Consider the following 18,985-nt stretch of genomic DNA (forward strand, 5'->3'; position numbering starts at 1 on the left):
CGCAACGGCTTTTACGGGCAAGGCCCGTTACGCTTCCGCGTCCTTTTCCTCGCGGGTGACCGCGATGGAAAGATCGTCAAGCTGCTTTGCGTCCACCACGTCCGGACAGGACATCATCAGGTCGGACGCGTTCTGCACCTTGGGGAAGGCGATCACATCGCGGATGGAATCCAGCCCCGCGAGCAGCATGCACAGGCGGTCCAGGCCGTAGGCCAGGCCGCCGTGCGGGGGCGCGCCGTAGGAGAACGCCGTGATCAGATGGCCGAACTGCTCTTTCGCGCGCTCCTCGGTGAAGCCGAGCGCCTCGAACATTTTGGTCTGCAGCGCGGGATCGTGGATACGGATCGAGCCGCCGCCCAGCTCACAGCCGTTGAGGATGATATCGTACGCCTTGGCGCGCACCTTAGCCGGATCGGTGTCCAGCAGCGGGATATCCTCGTCCATCGGCGCGGTGAACGGGTGGTGCTTGGCGACCAGGCGATCCTCCTCCTCGCTGTACTCGAACTGCGGGAACTCGGTGACCCACAGCAGCTTGTAATCGTCCTTTTTGGCAAGGCCGAGGCGCTTCGCCAGCTCGCAGCGCAGCGCGCCGAGCGAAACCAGCGCGGTTTCCTCGGAAGCGTCCGCGACAACGAACAGCACGTCGTTTTCGTGCATGTCCGCGCGCTCACGGATGGCCGCGATCTCCTCTTCGGTGAGGAACTTGGCAAAGGAGGAGGTCATCGAGCCGTCCGCCGCGACCTTCATCCACGCCAGACCCTTGGCGCGGTAGGTCTTGACGAAGTCGGCCAGCTTGTCGATCTCCTTGCGCGGGAACTTATCCGCGTAGCCGTTGATGTTGATGAGACGAACCGTGCCGCCGGCCTCGACCGCGCCCTTGAACACGCCGAAGCCGCAATTCGCGGCGATATCCGAAATATCGCGGATCTCAAAGCCGAAGCGGGTGTCCGGCTTGTCCGAGCCGAAGCGGTCCATCGCCTCGCGCCAGGTCAGGCGCGGCAGCGGGAGCTGGATGTCCACGTCCAGCACTTCCTTGAAAACGCGCTGGAGGAAGCCCTCGTTGACCGCGATCACGTCGTCCTGCTCGACAAAGCTCATCTCGAGGTCGATCTGGGTGAACTCGGGCTGGCGGTCGGCGCGCAGGTCCTCGTCGCGGAAGCAGCGGGTGATCTGGATATAGCGGTCCATGCCCGCGAGCATCAAAAGCTGCTTGTACTGCTGCGGGGACTGCGGCAGGGCGTAGAACTTGCCCGGATGCACGCGGGAAGGCACAAGGTAGTCGCGCGCGCCCTCGGGCGTGGACTTGGTGAGCATGGGTGTCTCAATCTCGATAAAGCCCTGCTCGTCAAAGTAGTTGCGGGCCACCTGGGTAACGCGATGGCGCAGCATCATATTGCGCTGCATGGAGGGGCGGCGCAGATCGAGGTAGCGGTACTTGAGCCGCACCTGATCGCCGACCTCCTTGCTGTCGTCGATCTCGAACGGGGTGGTTTCCGCGCGGGACAGGATGCGGAGCTCCTCCGCGACGATCTCGACCTCACCGGTCGGCATCTTCCTGTTGATCGCCGCTTCGTCGCGCGCAACCAGCTTGCCGCGCACGGCTACCACGAACTCGGTGCGGCAGGTAAAAGCGATATCAAACAGGCCGGCGTTGACCGACTTGTCGAACGTACACTGCACGATGCCCGCGCGGTCGCGCACGAGCAGGAACAGCACGCCGCCGTTGTCGCGCACGCGGTCGACCCAGCCGTTAACCGTTACTTCCCGCCCCGCGTCGGACAGACGCAGCTCGCCGCACATGTGCGTGCGCTTCATGCCGTGAATCGAAGTTTCATTCATGTTTATCATCCTCAACTCTGTTATTTGTTCTCTTTTTTACAACGCAGCGCTGGCCGCACATGCAAAACAGGAAAATCCGGTTAAATTGCGTAAGCACGGCGCTCACAGGAGGGCCGGACTTACCGGTCGTCCTCCTGTTCCTCCCGCTCGTCCTGCGCACGGACCTGCCGCACCAGCGACACCGCCTGTCCCAAGCCCACCAGCAGCAGCGGCACGAACACGACCCATTGACCTTCCACAAAGGCAAGCGCCATCCCCGTGATGCAGGCGATCAGCGTATAGGCCGGCCGCATGATTTATACCCTGTCACAAATGACTTTGCCCTGGTTTTTCGCGGCCAGTCCCGCCTGAATGCGGCCGACCGCCTCCTCCAGCGAAACCTTGACCTGCTCGCCGGTCTCCATATCCTTGACCGCGACAACGCCCTCCCTGATCTCGTCCTCGCCGAGGAAGATGACGTACGGGATGCCGAGCTTGTCCGCGTAGCCGATCTTGTGCTTGAACTTTTTCTGTTCGCTGTAAAGCTGGGTGCGGATACCCGCGCCGCGCAAGGACGTCGCCAGCGCGATCGCCGCGCCCATGTCGTCGGTCATGGGCAGGATAAGCACGTCCGCCGGCGCGCGGTTCATGCTGTCGTTCAGGTAGCCCTGCTCGCCCAGCACATAGAACAGCCGCGTCAGGCCGATCGAGATGCCCACGCCGGGCAGCTGCTTATCCGTGTAGTATTCCGCGAGGTTGTCGTACCGGCCGCCCGAGCAGATCGAGCCGATCTCCGGATGGTCGAGCATCGCGGTTTCGTACACCGTGCCGGTGTAGTAGTCCAGCCCGCGCGCAATGGTCAGGTCGATCTCAAAGTGGTCGTCCGGCACGCCGAAAGCCTGCATGTACCGCGCGACGGTTTTCAGCTCGTCCGCGCCCTGGTCGAACACTTCATTCCTGCCCTGATAGCCCTCGAGCGCCGCGAGGATGCCCGCCGTGCCGCCCGGGGTGGCGATGAACGCCAGCAGCTCGTCCGCGGTTCCGGCGGCCACGCCGAAGTCGTCCACCAGGATGGCCTTCACCTTTTCCGCGCCGATCTTTTCCAGCTTGTCGATCGTGCGCATCACGTCGCCCGCCTTGTCGGTCAGGCCGAGGATGGCGAAAAAGCCGTTCAATACCTTGCGGTTGTTGATGCGGATTTTGAAGCGCTCGAGTCCCAGCGCGGTAAAGGTCTTGTAAATGATGCTCGGCACCTCGGCCTCGTTGATGATATCCAGCTTGCCGTCGCCGATCACGTCGATATCCGCCTGATAGAACTCGCGGAAGCGGCCGCGCTGCGCGCGCTCGCCGCGGTAAACCTTGCCGATCTGGAAGCGGCGGAACGGGAACGTCAGCTCGCCGTAATGCTGGGCGACGTATTTCGCCAGCGGCACGGTCAGGTCGAAGCGCAGGGACAGGTCGCTGTCGCCCTTGGTGAAGCGGTAGATCTGCTTTTCGGTTTCGCCGCCGCCCTTGGCGAGCAGCACCTCGGAGGACTCGATCAGCGGGGTGTCCAGCGGGTAAAAGCCATACAGCGCATAGGTTTCGCGCAGCACCTGCATGATGCGCTCCATCTGCACCTGCGGCGCGGGCAGCAGCTCCATAAAGCCGGACAGGGTTCTCGGTTTCACTTTTTCCATAGCGTTTTGATTCTCCTCAAGACAGACGGATGCACCGAACGGGCGCAGGCCCATCCGGTGCAGTTGTGTCCTATTGTTATTTTCTCGAACTGTTTTTCGGGTTTACAATATTGCGCCAGTCCAGATCGCCGCGGTCCAGGCCGAGGATGAGCATTTCAGCCGTTGCCGAATTGGTCGCGATCGGGATATTATGCATATCGCACAGCCGCGCGATCGCATGGAGGTCCGGCTCGTACTGCGAATTGGACATCGGATCGCGGAAGAACAGGACAAGGTCGATCTCATTGTAAGCGACGCGCGCGGAAATCTGTTCCTCGCCGCCCTGCATGCCCGCAAGGCACTTGTCTATTTTCAGTCCGGTCGCTTCTTCGACGAATTTTCCCGTCGTGCCGGTTGCGCAGATATTATGCTTTGCCAGGATGCCGCAATACGCCATGCAGAACTGTACCATCAATTCCTTTTTGCGGTCGTGCGCGATTAGTGCAATATTCATTTCAAGGACATCCCCTTTCCTTCCTAAGCCACTCTTCCACTCGGTTCAAATTTTTATCAGTGGAACGCGTTCTCCGTCCAGCCGCCGCGCGATGTTTTGGAAGGCGCGCGCCGCGCCGGTGTGCTTGACCGCAAAAATGCTTTTTCCACTATTGCCGCAGGCGATCAGGTCCTCGTCCTCCGGAACGACCCCCAGCAGCGGTAAGCCCGCTTCGTCCATCGCGTCGTCGATGTTGCCCGCCTTGCCGCGACAGATCAACTGCGGACGGATGCGGTTAAGGACCATCCGGATCCGCGCGATGCAGTATTCTTCCTCCAGCTTGCGCGCGCACCGCTCCGCGCCGCGGATGCAGGCGCGGTCGGTCGAGGTTACGACGACCGCCTGCGTAGAGATGTGCGCCAGCCACGACAGCTCGGCGGGCAGTCCCGCCGGCCCGTCGATGAGGAGGTACTCGATCCCCGCCTCCTCCGCCTGCACGGCGAGCTGCTCCATGCCGCGCTCACTGAGCGCGGGCAGCGCCACGGGCGCGGTCAGTAAGTATAGCGCTTCATAGTCCGGATGCCGCGCCATCGCGGTTTCCAGCGGCACCGCGCCGCCCGCCACATCGGCAAAGGAATACACCACCCTGTCTGACATGCCAAGCACGATATCCAGATTGCGGAGGCCGCAGTCGCCGTCGATCAGGAGCACGCGGTGGCCGCGCTGCGACAGCGCCGCGCCCACACCTGCCGTAAAGGAGGTTTTTCCCGTGCCGCCCTTGCCGGACGCAACCAGAATGACCTTCAATCTACCGCCTCCGAAATGATAAAACTATATTGACATTATAAACCACAAGTGTCGGATTTACAAGCGCTTATGCAAATTTTTTGTCACGCTTCCGCTTTTTTATACAGGATTTTATCAAGCTACGATCACATTTTCCTGCTGCACGGATTTCACCGTGTCCGCATCGCCCGTCTGGAAGTAGGTATCCAGCATATCGCGCACGATCGGCGTTACCGAGGAGCCGTGCTCCGCGCCCTCACCCACGACGCAGATCACGATTTCGGGATCGTCGAACGGGGCGAAGGCGATAAACAGGCCGTTGTCGAATTTTATCCCGTTTTCAATGGCCTCGGCCGTGCCGGTCTTGCCGCCGACCTTGATCGGGTAGTCCGCAAACACGCTGCCCGCGGTGCCGCCCTCGTCGGTTACCTCGCTCATGCCGGTCATGACCAAATCAACCGTTGTATCGGACATCTCGATTGTATTTTTGACTTCCGCAGTTTCGCTCTCGACCACCTCGGAGTAATCGTAGCTCTTGACGCTTTTGACCAGGGTGGGCCGGTACAGCGTGCCGCCGTTGACCACGGCCGCGATATAATTGGCAAGCTGCAGCGGCGTGAAGCCGTTGTCCGACTGGCCGATCGCGGCCTGCACGTCGTCGCCGCCGAGCCAGTCCTGCAGCGTCGGGTCGGCCGCGACCATCTGCTCACGGTAGGTCGGTCCGGCCGCGCGGCCCGCCGCCTCGTCCACCTCGATTCCGGTCAGCATGCCCAGGCCGAACTTGGCGTCCCACTGTTCGAGCCGCTTGCCGGTCAGCTCCCGTCCCACGGTATAGAAGAAGGTGTTGCAGGAATATTTGATCGCCTGCGTCACGTCGAGCGTCATGGGCTGGGAATGGTTGTTGCAGTGGAACGTCTGCCCGCCGTATTCGAACTCGCCCGTGCAGGTGATCGTGGTGTTCGCGTCAATGATGCCCTCTTCCAGCGCCGCGATCGCGCTGAGCACCTTAAAGGTGGAGCCGGGCTCGTATACGCCCGTGGTCGCGCGGTTGAATTCCGGCGAGCGGGCGTCCTCGTTTCGCTCCTCCGCCTCCTCCACATAGTTTTCCAGGCTGTAGGTCGGATAGGAGGCCATCGCAAGCACCTGGCCCGAATTGGGGTCGATCGCGACCGCCGCCCCGCCCCGCCCATACTGTGCAAGGTTTTCCGCAAGAGACTCCTCGGCCGTGGCCTGCAGGTCAAGGTCAATCGTCGTAATCACGCTATCGCCCGGCTGCGGCGCGGCATAGGAGCTTGCCTGCTCGTTGACCGCCTGGCCGCCCAGATCGGTCTGCACCGTGCTGGAGCCTGCCGTGCCGTGCAGGTACGGCTCGAACGCCAGTTCCAGGCCGGTTTTTCCGGTGATATCGCTCATCTTATAGCCGGCCTTGCCCTGATACGGACCGCCGTATGCATCGCCGCTCCATTCCTCCCGATACATGATGTCCGCGCGGCCGAGCAGGTGCGCGGCGTATTCCGTATCATACTGCCGCACGGCCTGGCTTTCCACCTCAACGCCGGCATAATCCTGATGGTGCTCCTTGATATACGCGATCAGGTCGATCGATATGCCGGTTGCAAATGTGAAATTCGTGCGGTTGTCAAAGCCGTTCTGCCGCATGGTATAATACAGGCCGACCAGCGTGCGGGTATCCGCGTCCGTCATCGTTTCCGGAAGCCCCCAGTTGCGGTCCAGATAGTCCCGCATCGCGCTGAGGAAGTCCGCGGCGGAAACCAGCGTAGTCGCATCCAGCGCGTTCACCTCGTCGATCACCTCGCCGGTCTCCGCATCCGTGCGCGGGCTCTGCTCCTGACGCGCCTTTGCGTCCGCGATCGCCTGCTGGACCGCGGTCAAGCCGAGCGTGTCCGCGCTGTCCTTGATATATTTGGAAAGCTTGGCGCCATCGCTGGTCGCCGCATCCGTGGTATAGGTGTACGGGGCGGTATCGCTGATGGGCAGGATATCGTTCAGCTCAGCCGTGCTCTCTGCCGCAGCGGCGGCGCCGTCCTCCGTGTCTGTATCGCTCCCGTCCCCGTTCTGCGCCGTGTTTGCCGCGGCGGCCGCCGCGTCCGCCTTGACCCGCGCCGCCAGATCGAGCAGGCGCGCCGCCTGCCCCTCCTGCTGCCAGGCCGAATAGACCAGCACCAGCGAAAACTCGGTTTTATTCGTCACCATCGGCCGGCCGTACCGGTCGAGTATCTCGCCGCGCGCGGCGGAAACCGTCGAGGTGGTCGTCAGCCAGTACGCCGACTGGCGGATGTAATCCTCGCCGTTTACAAGCTGCAGCTGCACAAGCTGCCCGCCGGCCAGCCCTGCACAGAGCAGCAGCAGACAGGCCAGCGCCGCCAGCCGGCGCAGCAGTTGATTTTTGTTCACCATGGGATTCCTCTTTTCTGGCAGGGGTCAGCGCGCGGAGAATTTCCGGCTTATCTTGGCCATCGGGGCGTATACCGCAAAGCACAGCAGGCTGGCGAGCAGCGTGCCGCCGACTGTCTGCTGCAGCACAAGCCCGAACGGCGCGCCCTTCTGCGGCAGAAGGTAGCAGAAATACCGCAGCAGGTCGATCACGACCATCTCGACCGCGTTGAGCATCAGCATGGACACATAGTTCCGGCTGAGCGTCAGCCGGCTCATCGCGCCCGCAACCATGCCGAACAGCATGAAAAAGATGGGGTACAGCCCGTCGATGCCGGTAAAGCCCAGGTCGTACAGCAACCCGACCACAACGCCCATGATGACGCCCTCCACCGGCCCGTCCAACAGCGCGGCAGCCGCGACGAACGCGGGCAGCAGATCGAGGTGGTAGCCTCGGATCGACCACGCTCCGAACAGGCTGGACTGCAGCGCATAAAACACCAGCGCGAACAAAATGTACAGGATCATCTTCGGGATGGATAACTGTTCTCTCTGCATAGGCTCACTCCGTAGTATCCGTAAAGGCGGTCACGACAGACACGTTCGTCACCGTTTCCACATCGACGAACGGCTTGAGGACCGCGTAATACGAGATGCCGTTCTCCTCCGGCAGGACGCTCTCGACCGTGCCGATCATCACGCCCTTGGGGAACACGCCGCCCGCGCCCGAGGTCTCCACCGTATCGCCGATCACGATGCTGGCGTCCTCTGTCAGGTAGGACAGGCGCAGGCTGCCCTCCGCCATCAGGTCATAGCTTCCTTCCGCGATCGCACTGTCGCGCGTGCGGGTAATCAGCGCGCCGCACTGCATCTCGATATCGACGACGGTCGTGATCGTGCTGTAGTTGGGCGCGACCGCGCTGACATAGCCGACCAGCCCATCCTCGGTGATGACCGCGTCATTGACCTCTACCCCGTGCGACGAGCCCTTGTCAAGCGTCAGCACGGTCGCCCAGTCGCCCGGGTTGCGGGCGATGACCTCCGCGTTGAGCGTGGTCAGCTCGCGCGCGCGTTCGGGCTGGCCCGCCTGCGCGCGCAGGCGGTTGTTTTCCTCTATTGCAAGCTGCGCGTCGCGCACGGTCTGCTCCATCTCACGGATCTGGCGGTGCAGCTCCTCATTCTCCGCCTTGAGCGCGTCGAATTCGGTAAAATAGCTCAGCCCTTTGCCGAAAAAGCCGCTCACACCGGTCGCAAGCTTCTGGATCGGTGTGGCGACGATCCCCACCGCGGTCGTCACGGGCGACGGATTTCCGGTCACGCCGCTGTACAGTGCGGAAAGGATGCACAGCACGATCACCACGGCGATGCCGATGAAAAAACGCGAGCCCAGTCTGTTTCTTCTTCGCAAAAATCAAACTTCCTTTCTGATATCTCCCGTCCGGAACCCCTGTTCCAAACGAAAGGGCCGTGCCGCGTACCGCGCGGACAAAGCCCCCAACTGCGCAAACCCTGTTTGCGCGCCCGCTTTTCCGGACGCGCGTCCCTATCCGGCGCGGAGCGCGCCCAAGCCGCGCAGCACCTCGTAAAGCGGCGCGACCGGCAGCCCCATAACGCTGTAATAATCGCCCTCGATCCCCGCCACCAGCAGCGCGCCGCGGCCCTGGATACCGTAGGCGCCCGCCTTGTCCAGCGGCTCGCCCGTGGCGAGGTAGGCAGCCAGCTCGTCCTCCGCAAAATCGCGGAAAGTGACGCGCGTGCGGGTGCAGAGCGTGCGCGCCGTGCCGTCCGGCGGCAGCACTGCAAGGCCGGTCAGCACCTCGTGCGTGCGCCCGCGCAGGCGGCGCAGCATATCGGCCGCCTGCCGCGCGTCCGCCGGCTTGCCGAGCGGCAGGCCGTCAATGGTCACCATCGTATCCGACCCGATGCACACCGCGTCCGGATGCAGGCGCTGCGCCGCCTCCGCCTTGAGGCGGGACAGGCGCACGACCTCCGCGTCGAGCGGCGCGCCCGGGCGCAGCGTCTCGTCCGCATCCACCGGACAGACGGTAAATTCCTCCGTAATCAGCGCCAGCAGCTCCCGCCTGCGCGGCGAGGCGGACGCCAGTATAATCCGCATTATTCGACTCCTCTTTTATACAGGCCGTTGGTGAAGTCCCCGTCCAGCGGCGTCCCGTCCAGGAACGCCCGCGCGATGCGCGCGCATTCCTCCGGCGGCTCCGTTGTGAACAGCAGCCGCGCAGTCTGCACGCCCAGGCACTCATACGCCGCGCGCAGATACAGCGGGCGGCTGTTGAGCAGCGTGTTGCGGCAGCCGTATTCGGGCAGCAGCGCAAAGCGCGCCTTTCTCCGGTCGGTCAGGTAGGTCGTTCCCTCCCGACAGGCGCAGCGGCCGCCGTGCTGCCGGCGGATCGCGCAGTTTTCGAAGATCATCAGCGGCAGATATCCATAAACGATCAGCTCGGTTTCGAGCGGCCCTTTCATATCGCGCGCCTGCGCCAGGCGCGCCTCAAACGAAAGCGTCTGCCGCGTCACGCCCATTTCCGCGAGCGCGTGCAGCGTTTTGCTGTTATAGGCGTTCAGGCCGAAATCGCCGTGTATCGCGAACCCCATGCGCCGCGCAAGCGCGACCTGCCCGATGTTGCCCACCAGCACCGTGCGGGTGCCGCGGCTCATCGCCTCGCCGAGCAGCATCTCCAGCTCGGGCTGCTCTGCGTCCGAAAACACGCGCGGCAGCACGGCGGGCAGGCCGGTCTCGGCCGCCACGCCGACCGGCGCGTAAACGGTTTCCAGGCCGAGGCCGCGGAGCGCCTCCGCCTGCTCCCTGGTGCGCACGGACGCGGTAAAGCCGCGGAAGCCTTCGCGCGCCGCGCATTCCTCGTCCCGCCGCAGCAGAGGCCCTTCCAGCCAGTCGCGGGCGGGCGGCGTACCGCGCTTGGCAAGCAGCAGCGCAAGCGCGTCGCGCCGCATCCCGTTCATCACGGACGCCGGCACGGCCAGCCCGTCCTCCAGCTCGATGCGCAGGTTTTTGACATAAAACGGCGTCCCGCCGGTTTTCCGCAGGGACTTTTCCACCATCTCCGGCGTGGTCGGACGGTTGACCGCCCGCTCGGCCGGCGCCGCGGCGGAAACCCCGTCCGCGCTCAGCACCGCGCCGGTATCCGCCCGCGCGGTAAAGCAAAGCGACACCGGAACGAGCGGCGCCTCCTTCCCCTCTGCAAAGCGGCGCGCCGCCTCGTCGTACAGGGCCTGGACCTCCTGCAGCGGCACGTCGGTCTTAGTGCCGAACATCCCGTCGCCCTTTTTGCCGGTATAGTACCCGTCTGTAAAGCCGTCGCGCGAAAACACCCGCCGTAGGATATCCCGTTCCTCGGGCGTGGGGCCGCGCCGCTCGCGCAGCAGGCCGGCATAGATTCCGGTGACGATCGCCGTGTACTCCGGCCGCTTCATGCGCCCCTCGATCTTGAGCGAGGACACGCCCATCTCCGCCAGCTCGGCCACATGGCCGGCCAGCGCCAGGTCCTTGAGCGACAGCGGATAGCCGCCGCCGTACGGCAGTCGGCAGGGCTGGGCGCACAGGCCGCGGTTGCCCGACCGCTGGCCGATCACCGCGGACAGGTAGCACTGGCCGGAATAGCACATGCACAGCGCGCCGTGGACGAACACCTCGGTTTCCACCCCTGCCTGTTCGGTGATCAGGCGCACCTCGTCCCGCGTGCATTCGCGGCTGAGCACCACGCGCGAAAAGCCGATATCGCGCGCCTCCCGCGCGCCGTCCAGCGTGTGAACGGTCATCTGCGTGGAGGCGTGCAGCGCGAAATCCGGCGCGTACGCGTGAATCAGGCGCGCAAGGCCAAGGTCCTGCACAATCAGCGCGTCCGCGCCCGCTTCATAGAGGAACCTTGCGTCCTGCAGCGCCGCGTCCAGCTCGCGGTCGCCGGCAAGGATATTCAGGGTGATATTGGTCTTGACGCCCCGCGCGCGGCAATAGGCGATCGCCTGCGCCATTTCATCCTGCGAAAAGCCCTTCGCGCCCCGGCGCGCGTTGAACGTGCCGAAACCCATGTATACCGCGCCCGCGCCCGACTGGACCGCGGCGCGCACCCCCTCCGGCGAGCCGGCGGGAGCCAAAAGCTCTATCCGGTTCATTTGCGGCGGTTTCCGGGATGGTTCGCGCTGTTGCGGCTCACCTGCTGCCGCAGCGCGGTGTTTTCCGCTTCCAGCGCGCGGCACTTGGCCTCGGCCGCTTCCGCCGCGGTCTTGGCCTTGATATATTCATCCGCGAGGTTGACGGTCGCCAGCGCAAGCGCGCGTGTGGACGCGAACGACGCCGAGCCGCCGCACTCCGCGATGGTCTGCTGCGCCAGTTCCGCGACCTCGTTCATATATTCCACGGTCTCGTTGGCCAGCATGGTATAATGCTGCCCTGCGATCTGGATGGTCACGCGGTTTGCCATGACTGATCCCTTCCTTTCGCAAAATCGTTCAAAAGGCATAATTTGATAAAATATAGTATACCACAACAATTGACCTTTTGGAACAAAAAATATGCGCAAAGATAGCCGTCCGGCGGGCATATTTTTCTACGAACCGGTTTTTCCGGCAATTTGTAAAAGATTTTTGTTTGCCTTGTGTGAAGCCGCCCGCTGTGCTACAATAAACATGTATATTAAATAGGAAGCCGGCGGCGCGGCCCTGTCCGCCCTGCCGGAAACCGGAGGTCTTTTATGCTTAATATCAACGAGGTCCGGCGCATCGTCGTCAAGGTCGGCACCTCGACGCTGACATATGAAAACGGCAAGCTCAACATCCGCCGCATCGAGCGGCTCGTCCGCACCATCAGCGACCTGCAGAACCAGGGGTTTGAAATGGTGCTTGTGTCGTCCGGCGCGGTCGGCGTCGGCGCCGCCAAGCTCGGCCTGAGCGAGCGCCCCACCGAGCTGGCCATGAAGCAGGCCGCCGCCGCGGTCGGCCAGTGCGAGCTGATGCACATTTACGACAAAATGTTTCTGGAATACGGCATCAACGTGGCGCAGATCCTGCTCACGCGCGAAAACATTGTGGACGACGACCAGCGCGAAAACATCCATAACACCTTTACCGCCCTCATGCGCACCGGCGTGGTGCCGATCGTCAACGAGAACGATACGGTCGCCACAGCCGAGCTGAAGCACATTGAAAACTTCGGCGACAACGACACGCTTTCCGCGGTCGTCGCACGCATGTGCGAGGCCGACCTGCTCGTTATTTTTTCGGATATCGACGGGCTGTATGATTCCGACCCGCGCAAAAACCCGCAGGCCAAGCTGATCCGCCACGTTTCCAGGATCGACGCGAAAATACGCCGCATGGCGGGCGGCGCCGGCTCGGCGCACGGCACGGGCGGCATGGCCACCAAGATCACCGCCGCCGAGCTGTGCATGGACGCGGGCATTCCCATGCTGGTCGCCAACGGGGATAAGCAGGGCATATTATACGATATCGTCGACGGCAAGCCGGTCGGCACGCTTTTCGCACGGGAGGTTGCAGGACTATGACCAAGGCACGCATCCGGTATCTGATCGCTTCGCTGATCGGCATCGCGGTCGGTTCGTTTTTCGGCCTGCAGGCCTATCTGCACGGCTGGCCGTGCTGACACGGAGCCGCCGCCCCCCTTTCCCCTGAATCCCCCAGCGGATACAACGAGGGAGGAAGTCCGTTATGACAAAGAAAAAATCACGCATCATCGCGCTGGTTATGCTGATGGCTGCCGCCGCTTTTGTCATCTATGCGCTGCGTCATCCCGAAGCCGCTTTCCCATGGAGCAACGCCGTCACCTACATCCTGTACGGCCTATACTTGATCGCGATGCTTGTTATGGCGGCCGCCCCTTTCAAAAAGAAATAACACGATAAAACGAGGTGTAACCCATGCGACAACTGATGGACATTGCCGCAGATGCGCGCCGCGCCAAATACGCGGTCGCCAGACTCGGCACAAACGATAAAAACCGCGGCCTGCTCGCCATAGCGGACGCGCTGCTTGCGAATACCCGCGAAATTATCGACGCCAACCGCATCGATATCGAAAACGGCCGTGCAAACGGCCTTGCGGAAGGGCTGATCGACCGCCTGATGCTGGACGAAAAACGCATCGCCGGCATCGCGGAGGGCTGCCGCCAGGTCGCGGCCCTGCCCGACCCCATCGGCGAGGTGCTGTGGATGCGCAAAACGCCGAACGGCCTGAACATCGGGCAGAAGCGCGTACCCATGGGCGTGATCGGCATTATTTACGAGGCGCGCCCCAATGTCACGGTGGACGCGGCCGCGCTGTGCTTCAAGGCCGGCTCGGCGTGCATCCTGCGCGGCGGCAAGGAGGCGTTCCACTCCTCCATGTGCCTGACCCGCCTCATGCGCGCGGCGCTTGCCGGCGAGGGCCTGCCGGAGGACGCCATCAACCTGGTCGAGGACACCTCGCGCGACAGCGCCACGCAGATGATGAAGCTGAACGGCTGGCTCGACGTGCTGATCCCGCGCGGCGGGGCGGGCCTGATCCAGTCGGTCGTCCGGAACGCGACCGTTCCGGTCATTGAGACCGGCACCGGCAACTGCCACGTCTATGTGGACGCCTCCGCCGATCTGGAGATGGCGCAGTGCATCCTGGTCAACGCCAAGTGCCAGCGCCCGAGCGTATGCAACGCGGCCGAAAGCCTGCTCGTCCACAAGGACGCGGCGGTGCGGTTCCTGCCCATGGCGGCGGCCGGCCTCGCGCCGAGCGGCGTCTCCATCCACGGCTGCACCCGCACCAGGGAGATCCTGGGCGACGCCGTCCTCCCCGCCACAGAGGAGGACTACGGGCGCGAATATCTGGGATATGAGATCTCCTGCAAGGTCGTCGATTCGCTCGACGAGGCGATCGCGCATATCAACCGCTACAACACCGGCCACTCGGAGTGCATCGTCACCCGCGACTACGAGGCTTCCCAGCGTTTTCTGGAGGAGGTCGACGCGGCGGCGGTCTATGTCAACGCCTCCACCCGCTTTACCGACGGGTTTGAGTTCGGCTTCGGTGCGGAGATCGGCATTTCCACACAAAAGCTGCACGCGCGCGGCCCCATGGGGCTGACCGCGCTGACCACCACCAAATTTATCATTTACGGAAACGGACAGATACGGTAATGGAAAAGGAATACAAATGGCGGGCGGACGAATGGGTATTGGGGCAGGCGTTGCTCTGGGCCTCCTCCCGTATCGGCAGCCAAAGCCGCACCATCCATATGAAATCGCAGTATTTCGATACGGCGGACGGTCTGTTGCGCCGCAACGACGCCGCACTCCGCCTGCGCCGCGAAAACGACCGCAGCGTATGCTGCATGAAGCGGCGCAACAGCAACACCCCCGCCGGCATGCGCGCGCATGAGGAATACGAGTGCGACGCGCAGACGGTCGAGGAGGGCCTCGCCGCGCTGCCCGGCAAAGGCGCGCCGCGCGCGCTGTGCGAGCAGGCGCTCGCCGCGCGCCTGGAAACGATCTGCACGGTCGACTTCCGGCGCTGCGCCATCCTGCTCCAGCAGGAGGACACAGTCTGCGAGCTTGCGCTGGACGAGGGCATGCTGCACCATAACGGGCGCTCCGCCCCCCTGTGCGAGATCGAGCTGGAATGGATCGCGGGCAGCGAGGCGGTTTTCCACGCGCTTGCCGCTGACCTTGCCGATTACCTCTCCCTGACGCCGGAGCCGGAAAGCAAGCTTGCGCGGGCCATGAAGCTGTGAGCCGGCCTATCCGTCATTCGCAACAACCTTCCTCTTGTTTTGCGGCTCGTTTTTATCTATATTGTCTATTTTTTGTGAAAACCGCAATTTCCCACCCTCATTCTTGCAAAAAAAAGCGAATCCATGTATAATAAAACATGAATTTTGGGAGGGTAATTATACATGAATATTGGCAGCATCATCACACTCGCCGCGTTCGGCGTGTATCTGATCTTTATGATCTGCATCGGCATGTACTTTATGGGGAAAAACCGCACGACCAGCGAGTATTTCCTCGGCGGCCGAAAACTTGGCTCCTGGGTCACTTCGATGAGCGCGCAGGCCTCCGACATGTCGGGCTGGCTGCTGATGGGCCTGCCGGGCGCGGCCTATCTGTCCGGCATTTCGGCCGGCTGGATCGCCATCGGCCTTGCCATCGGCACCTATCTCAACTGGCTGCTTGTCGCCAAGCCGCTGCGCCAGTACACCAAGGTGGCGGACGACGCGATCACGCTGCCGCAGTTTTTCAAGAACCGCTTTAAGGATGAAAGCGGCATGATCTCGGTGATCGCCGCAATATTCATCCTGGTGTTTTTCCTGTTCTATACCGCTTCGGGCTTTGTATCCTGCGCCAAGCTGTTTTCATCCGTGTTCGGCATGCCCTATCTGGTGTCGCTGCTGATCGGCGCGGTCGTCGTTATTTCGTACACCTTTGCCGGCGGCTTTTTCGCCGTGTGCTGGACCGACTTTTTCCAGGGCCTGCTGATGTTCTTCTGCGTCATCGCGGTACCCTCGATCGCTATCGGCTCGCTGGGCGGGCCGGCCGACTTTTTTGCGCAGGTCGAATCGTTTAACCCGAATTTCCTGAACCTGTTCGTGGACGGCGCGACCAATACGCCTTACACGGCCATCGGCATCATTTCGCTGATCGCGTGGGGGCTGGGCTACTTCGGCCAGCCGCATATTCTGGTCCGCTTCATGGGCATCGAGTCCCCGAAAGCGATCAAGAAGTCCCGCCGCATCGCGACCGTCTGGGTCCTGATCTCGCTGACCGCCGCCGTACTGATCGGCGTTTCCGGCCGCATGTTCCTGGGCGACGGCCTGCTCGTCACCGCGGGCAATGAGGAGACCATCTACATCAACATGGTCACCCGCATCTTCCCCGTGTTCATCGCGGGCATCTTCCTGTCCGCCATTCTTGCGGCGATCATGTCCACCGCGGACAGCCAGCTCCTCGTTACCGCCTCTGCCATCACCGAGGACTTTTACCACAACAAAATACGCCCCAACGCCTCCACCAAGGAGCTGATGTGGGTTTCCCGCGGCTGCGTGATGGCGGTTGCGTTGATTGCCGTGCTGATCGCGACCAACCAGAACAGCACGGTGCTCGGTCTGGTCGAATACGCGTGGGCCGGCTTTGGCTCGGCGTTCGGCCCGCTCGTGCTCTGCTCCCTGTTCTGGCGGCGCGCCAACAAATACGGCGCGTATGCGGGCATCATCGTCGGCGGCCTGGTCGACCTGTTCTGGGCGCAGATGTCCGGCGGCATTTTCGAGCTGTACGAGATCGTACCCGGCTTTGTCTGCGGCCTGCTCGCCATCATTATCGTCAGCCTGGCGACGCCCGCCCCGTCCAAAGAGATCACGGACAAATTCGATTCCTACCGCACCTGTGAAGAATAATGAAGCGAATCCTCCGGCGTATCCTGTTTATTGGCGCGGCACTTGTGCTGGCGCTTGACGCCTGGCTTTACCTGCCCGGGTTTTTATCCGGCCCGCAGGAGCTCACCGGCGAAACCGAAGTCCATTTTATCGACGTTGGCCAGGGCGATTCCATCCTGCTCCTGTCAGGCGGCCAGGCCGTGCTGGTGGACGCCGGCACAGCGGAAAGCGGCGATACCATCGTCCGCTATTTAGAGGAGCTTGGCGTACAGGAGCTGTACGCCGTGGTCGCCACCCATCCGCACGCCGACCATATCGGCGGCATGGCGCGGGTGATCGAAGCATTCCCGATCGGACACTTCTTTATGGGACGGGAGACTGCCAACACCGCCACCTACGGCAACATGCTCGACGCGCTGGAGGCGCGCGGCCTCCGTCCGACCGTCCCGCAGCCGGGCGACGTCCTGCCGTTTGATTCCGGCGCGTCGCTCACGTTCCTCGGGCCGGACGACGATGTATCGGACAGCGACCTGAACAACCGCTCCCTGGTCACGCTGTTCCAGGCAGGCGGCCGCAGCGTTCTCCTGATGGGAGACGCCGAGGCCGCGGCGGAACGCTCCCTGTTGAACCATTATCCACTTTTGTCGTGCGAGATCCTCAAGGTCGGGCATCACGGCGCAAGCACTTCCTCCTCCGAGGAATTCCTGCGCGCGGTGCGGCCCTCGACCGCGGTGATTTCGTGCGGCGTGAACAACGATTACGGCCATCCCAGCCCGCAGACGCTGGAAAACCTGTCCCTCGCGGGTGTTGACGACGTCCGCATCACAGCGGAAAGCGGCACGGTCGTCCTCCCGCTCGACCCACTACCATCAAGCAAGGAGAATGCTGCATGAAACAGACCGGTATCGTCGACCGCTTTGAAGGCGATTTCGTTGTTGTGGAAATCAACGACAAAATGGTCAATTTCCCCCGCGCAGAGACGCCCGCCATGCTCGCAGAGGGCATGGTCGTTATCGTGCAGGACGGCCGTATCATCGGCGTCGACCAGATCGAAACCCAGCGCATCGAGGACGATATGCGCCGCCGCTTCGAGCGCATCCTCGGCAAACAGACCGACGAATAACCCCAGAAACTAAGGAAAGGCGAAAACCAATGGAAAAGAAACCCTTTTTGACCCTTGAGCAGGTGCAGGAGATCGTAAAGACCCATCCCACCCCGTTCCACATCTACGACGAAAAGGCCATCCGTGAAAATGCCCGCAAGGTCAAGGCCGCGTTCGCATGGAACCCCGGCTTCAAGGAATATTTTGCCGTTAAGGCGACCCCGAACCCCCGCCTGGTCCAGCTCCTCCATGAAGAGGGCTTCGGCTGCGACTGCTCCAGCTATACCGAGCTGCAGTTGAGCCGCGCCTGCGGCATCACCGGCCACGATATCATGTTCTCCTCCAATGTGACGCCGGACGAGGATTTTAAGCTCGCCAGCGACCTGGACGCGATCATCAACTTTGACGATATCACCCACCTGGACTATTACGATAAGGTCGGCCAGTGGAAGGAAACCATGTCCTGCCGTTTCAATCCGGGCGGCGATTTTGTGCTTGAAAACGAGATCATGGATACCCCGCAGGAGGCCAAGTACGGCATGACCCGCGAGCAGCTGATCGAGGCGTTCAAGTATATGAAGGCCAAGGGCGTCAAGCATTTCGGCATCCATGCGTTCCTGGCCTCCAACACGGTGGCGAACGAATACTATCCCGCACTGGCCCGCATCCTGTTCAAGCTGGCGGTCGAGGTCCGCAAGGAGACCGGCGTGCATATCGCGTTCATCAACCTGTCCGGCGGCGTGGGCATCCCCTACAAGCCGTGGCAGGAGCCGAACGATATCATGGCCATTGGCGAGGGCGTACGCCGCGCTTATGAAGAGGTGCTCGCACCGGCGGGCATGGACGACATCGCGATCTATACCGAGATGGGCCGCTTTATTCTCGGGCCTTACGGCGCGCTGGTGGCCCGCTGCATCCACCACAAGCACACCTACAAGGAATACGCCGGTCTTGACGCCTGCGCGGCCAATCTGATGCGTCCGGCGATGTACGGCGCCTACCACCACATCACCGTCCTTGGCAAGGAGGACGCGCTGCACGACCGCACCTATGATGTGACCGGCGGCCTGTGCGAGAACAACGACAAGTTCGCCATCGACCGCAACCTGCCCCGTATCGATATTGGCGATTATGTGTATATCCACGATACGGGCGCTCACGGCTTCTCGATGGGCTATAACTACAACGGCAAGCTGCGTTCCGCCGAGCTGCTCCTGCGCGAGGATGGCTCGGTTGAGCTGATCCGCCGCGCGGAAACGCCGAAGGATTATTTTGCAACACTGGACTTCACCGGCCTGTTCGACGATATCCGGTAACAACAGCATATAAAAAGGGAGTGCGTGATACGC

Annotated in this window: 19 protein-coding genes; 8 read left to right on the plus strand and 11 right to left on the minus strand. The window is 62.4% G+C overall.

Annotation, left to right across the window (positions count from 1 at the left end; all coding sequences use genetic code 11):
* Positions 1-27 precede the first annotated feature (27 nt).
* From aspS to ACYQ3S_RS09890, 11 genes are all read right to left on the minus strand, one after another.
* On the minus strand, positions 28-1,839 hold the full coding sequence (gene aspS / locus ACYQ3S_RS09840; RefSeq protein WP_459688823.1) for an aspartate--tRNA ligase: 1,812 nt from the start codon (positions 1,837-1,839) through the stop codon (positions 28-30).
* A gap of 119 nt (positions 1,840-1,958) precedes the next feature.
* Positions 1,959-2,132, minus strand: a complete 174-nt coding sequence (locus tag ACYQ3S_RS09845; protein ID WP_459688825.1) for a hypothetical protein — start codon at positions 2,130-2,132, stop codon at positions 1,959-1,961.
* Positions 2,133-2,135: 3 nt separating this feature from the next.
* Complete coding sequence (gene hisS / locus ACYQ3S_RS09850; protein WP_459688826.1) at positions 2,136-3,497, minus strand: histidine--tRNA ligase; 1,362 nt, start codon at positions 3,495-3,497, stop codon at positions 2,136-2,138.
* 76 nt (positions 3,498-3,573) lie between these two features.
* A complete protein-coding gene (locus ACYQ3S_RS09855) occupies positions 3,574-3,990 on the minus strand; it encodes a methylglyoxal synthase (protein WP_459688827.1) in 417 nt (138 codons plus the stop codon).
* A gap of 45 nt (positions 3,991-4,035) precedes the next feature.
* Complete coding sequence (locus ACYQ3S_RS09860) at positions 4,036-4,776, minus strand: nucleotide-binding protein (RefSeq protein WP_459688829.1); 741 nt, start codon at positions 4,774-4,776, stop codon at positions 4,036-4,038.
* 114 nt (positions 4,777-4,890) lie between these two features.
* On the minus strand, positions 4,891-7,173 hold the full coding sequence (locus ACYQ3S_RS09865; protein WP_459688831.1) for a peptidoglycan D,D-transpeptidase FtsI family protein: 2,283 nt from the start codon (positions 7,171-7,173) through the stop codon (positions 4,891-4,893).
* Between the two features lie 24 nt (positions 7,174-7,197).
* Complete coding sequence (mreD, locus tag ACYQ3S_RS09870; RefSeq protein ID WP_459688832.1) at positions 7,198-7,707, minus strand: rod shape-determining protein MreD; 510 nt, start codon at positions 7,705-7,707, stop codon at positions 7,198-7,200.
* Positions 7,708-7,711: 4 nt separating this feature from the next.
* Positions 7,712-8,557 carry a rod shape-determining protein MreC gene (gene mreC / locus ACYQ3S_RS09875; protein ID WP_459688834.1) on the minus strand — a complete coding sequence of 282 codons (846 nt, stop codon included), beginning with the start codon at positions 8,555-8,557 and terminating at the stop codon, positions 7,712-7,714.
* A gap of 135 nt (positions 8,558-8,692) precedes the next feature.
* A complete protein-coding gene (locus ACYQ3S_RS09880; RefSeq protein ID WP_459688835.1) occupies positions 8,693-9,265 on the minus strand; it encodes a Maf family protein in 573 nt (190 codons plus the stop codon).
* Positions 9,265-11,295 (minus strand): U32 family peptidase, encoded by a 2,031-nt coding sequence (locus tag ACYQ3S_RS09885; RefSeq protein ID WP_459688837.1) that lies wholly within the window; start codon positions 11,293-11,295, stop codon positions 9,265-9,267. The genes ACYQ3S_RS09880 and ACYQ3S_RS09885 overlap by 1 nt, the downstream gene beginning before the upstream one ends.
* Positions 11,292-11,603: a cell division protein ZapA gene (locus ACYQ3S_RS09890; RefSeq protein ID WP_054326835.1), complete on the minus strand. Its 312-nt coding sequence runs from the start codon at positions 11,601-11,603 to the stop codon at positions 11,292-11,294. The genes ACYQ3S_RS09885 and ACYQ3S_RS09890 overlap by 4 nt, the downstream gene beginning before the upstream one ends.
* A gap of 270 nt (positions 11,604-11,873) precedes the next feature.
* Here ACYQ3S_RS09890 and proB point away from each other — a divergent pair, with 270 nt between their 5' ends.
* From proB to ACYQ3S_RS09930, 8 genes are all read left to right on the plus strand, one after another.
* Entirely contained in the window at positions 11,874-12,683 is an 810-nt protein-coding gene (gene proB / locus ACYQ3S_RS09895) for a glutamate 5-kinase (RefSeq protein WP_054326834.1), read from the plus strand.
* A gap of 163 nt (positions 12,684-12,846) precedes the next feature.
* Entirely contained in the window at positions 12,847-13,032 is a 186-nt protein-coding gene (locus ACYQ3S_RS09900) for a hypothetical protein (RefSeq protein WP_459688838.1), read from the plus strand.
* Between the two features lie 23 nt (positions 13,033-13,055).
* A complete protein-coding gene (locus ACYQ3S_RS09905) occupies positions 13,056-14,303 on the plus strand; it encodes a glutamate-5-semialdehyde dehydrogenase (protein WP_459688839.1) in 1,248 nt (415 codons plus the stop codon).
* The gene (locus tag ACYQ3S_RS09910; RefSeq protein WP_459688841.1) at positions 14,303-14,896 is read left to right on the plus strand and encodes a CYTH domain-containing protein; all 594 of its coding nucleotides are present in this window, start codon (positions 14,303-14,305) and stop codon (positions 14,894-14,896) included. The genes ACYQ3S_RS09905 and ACYQ3S_RS09910 overlap by 1 nt, the downstream gene beginning before the upstream one ends.
* Before the next feature lie 162 nt (positions 14,897-15,058).
* Complete coding sequence (putP, locus tag ACYQ3S_RS09915) at positions 15,059-16,555, plus strand: sodium/proline symporter PutP (RefSeq protein WP_459688843.1); 1,497 nt, start codon at positions 15,059-15,061, stop codon at positions 16,553-16,555.
* A complete protein-coding gene (locus tag ACYQ3S_RS09920) occupies positions 16,555-17,427 on the plus strand; it encodes a ComEC/Rec2 family competence protein (protein ID WP_459688844.1) in 873 nt (290 codons plus the stop codon). The genes putP and ACYQ3S_RS09920 overlap by 1 nt, the downstream gene beginning before the upstream one ends.
* Positions 17,424-17,657 (plus strand): DUF3006 domain-containing protein, encoded by a 234-nt coding sequence (locus ACYQ3S_RS09925; RefSeq protein WP_054326829.1) that lies wholly within the window; start codon positions 17,424-17,426, stop codon positions 17,655-17,657. Before ACYQ3S_RS09920 ends, ACYQ3S_RS09925 begins: the two co-directional genes overlap by 4 nt.
* A 29-nt stretch (positions 17,658-17,686) precedes the next feature.
* Entirely contained in the window at positions 17,687-18,952 is a 1,266-nt protein-coding gene (locus ACYQ3S_RS09930) for a diaminopimelate decarboxylase (protein WP_459688846.1), read from the plus strand.
* Positions 18,953-18,985: the final 33 nt, after the last annotated feature.

This window comes from Agathobaculum sp. TL06 (genome assembly GCF_054658635.1).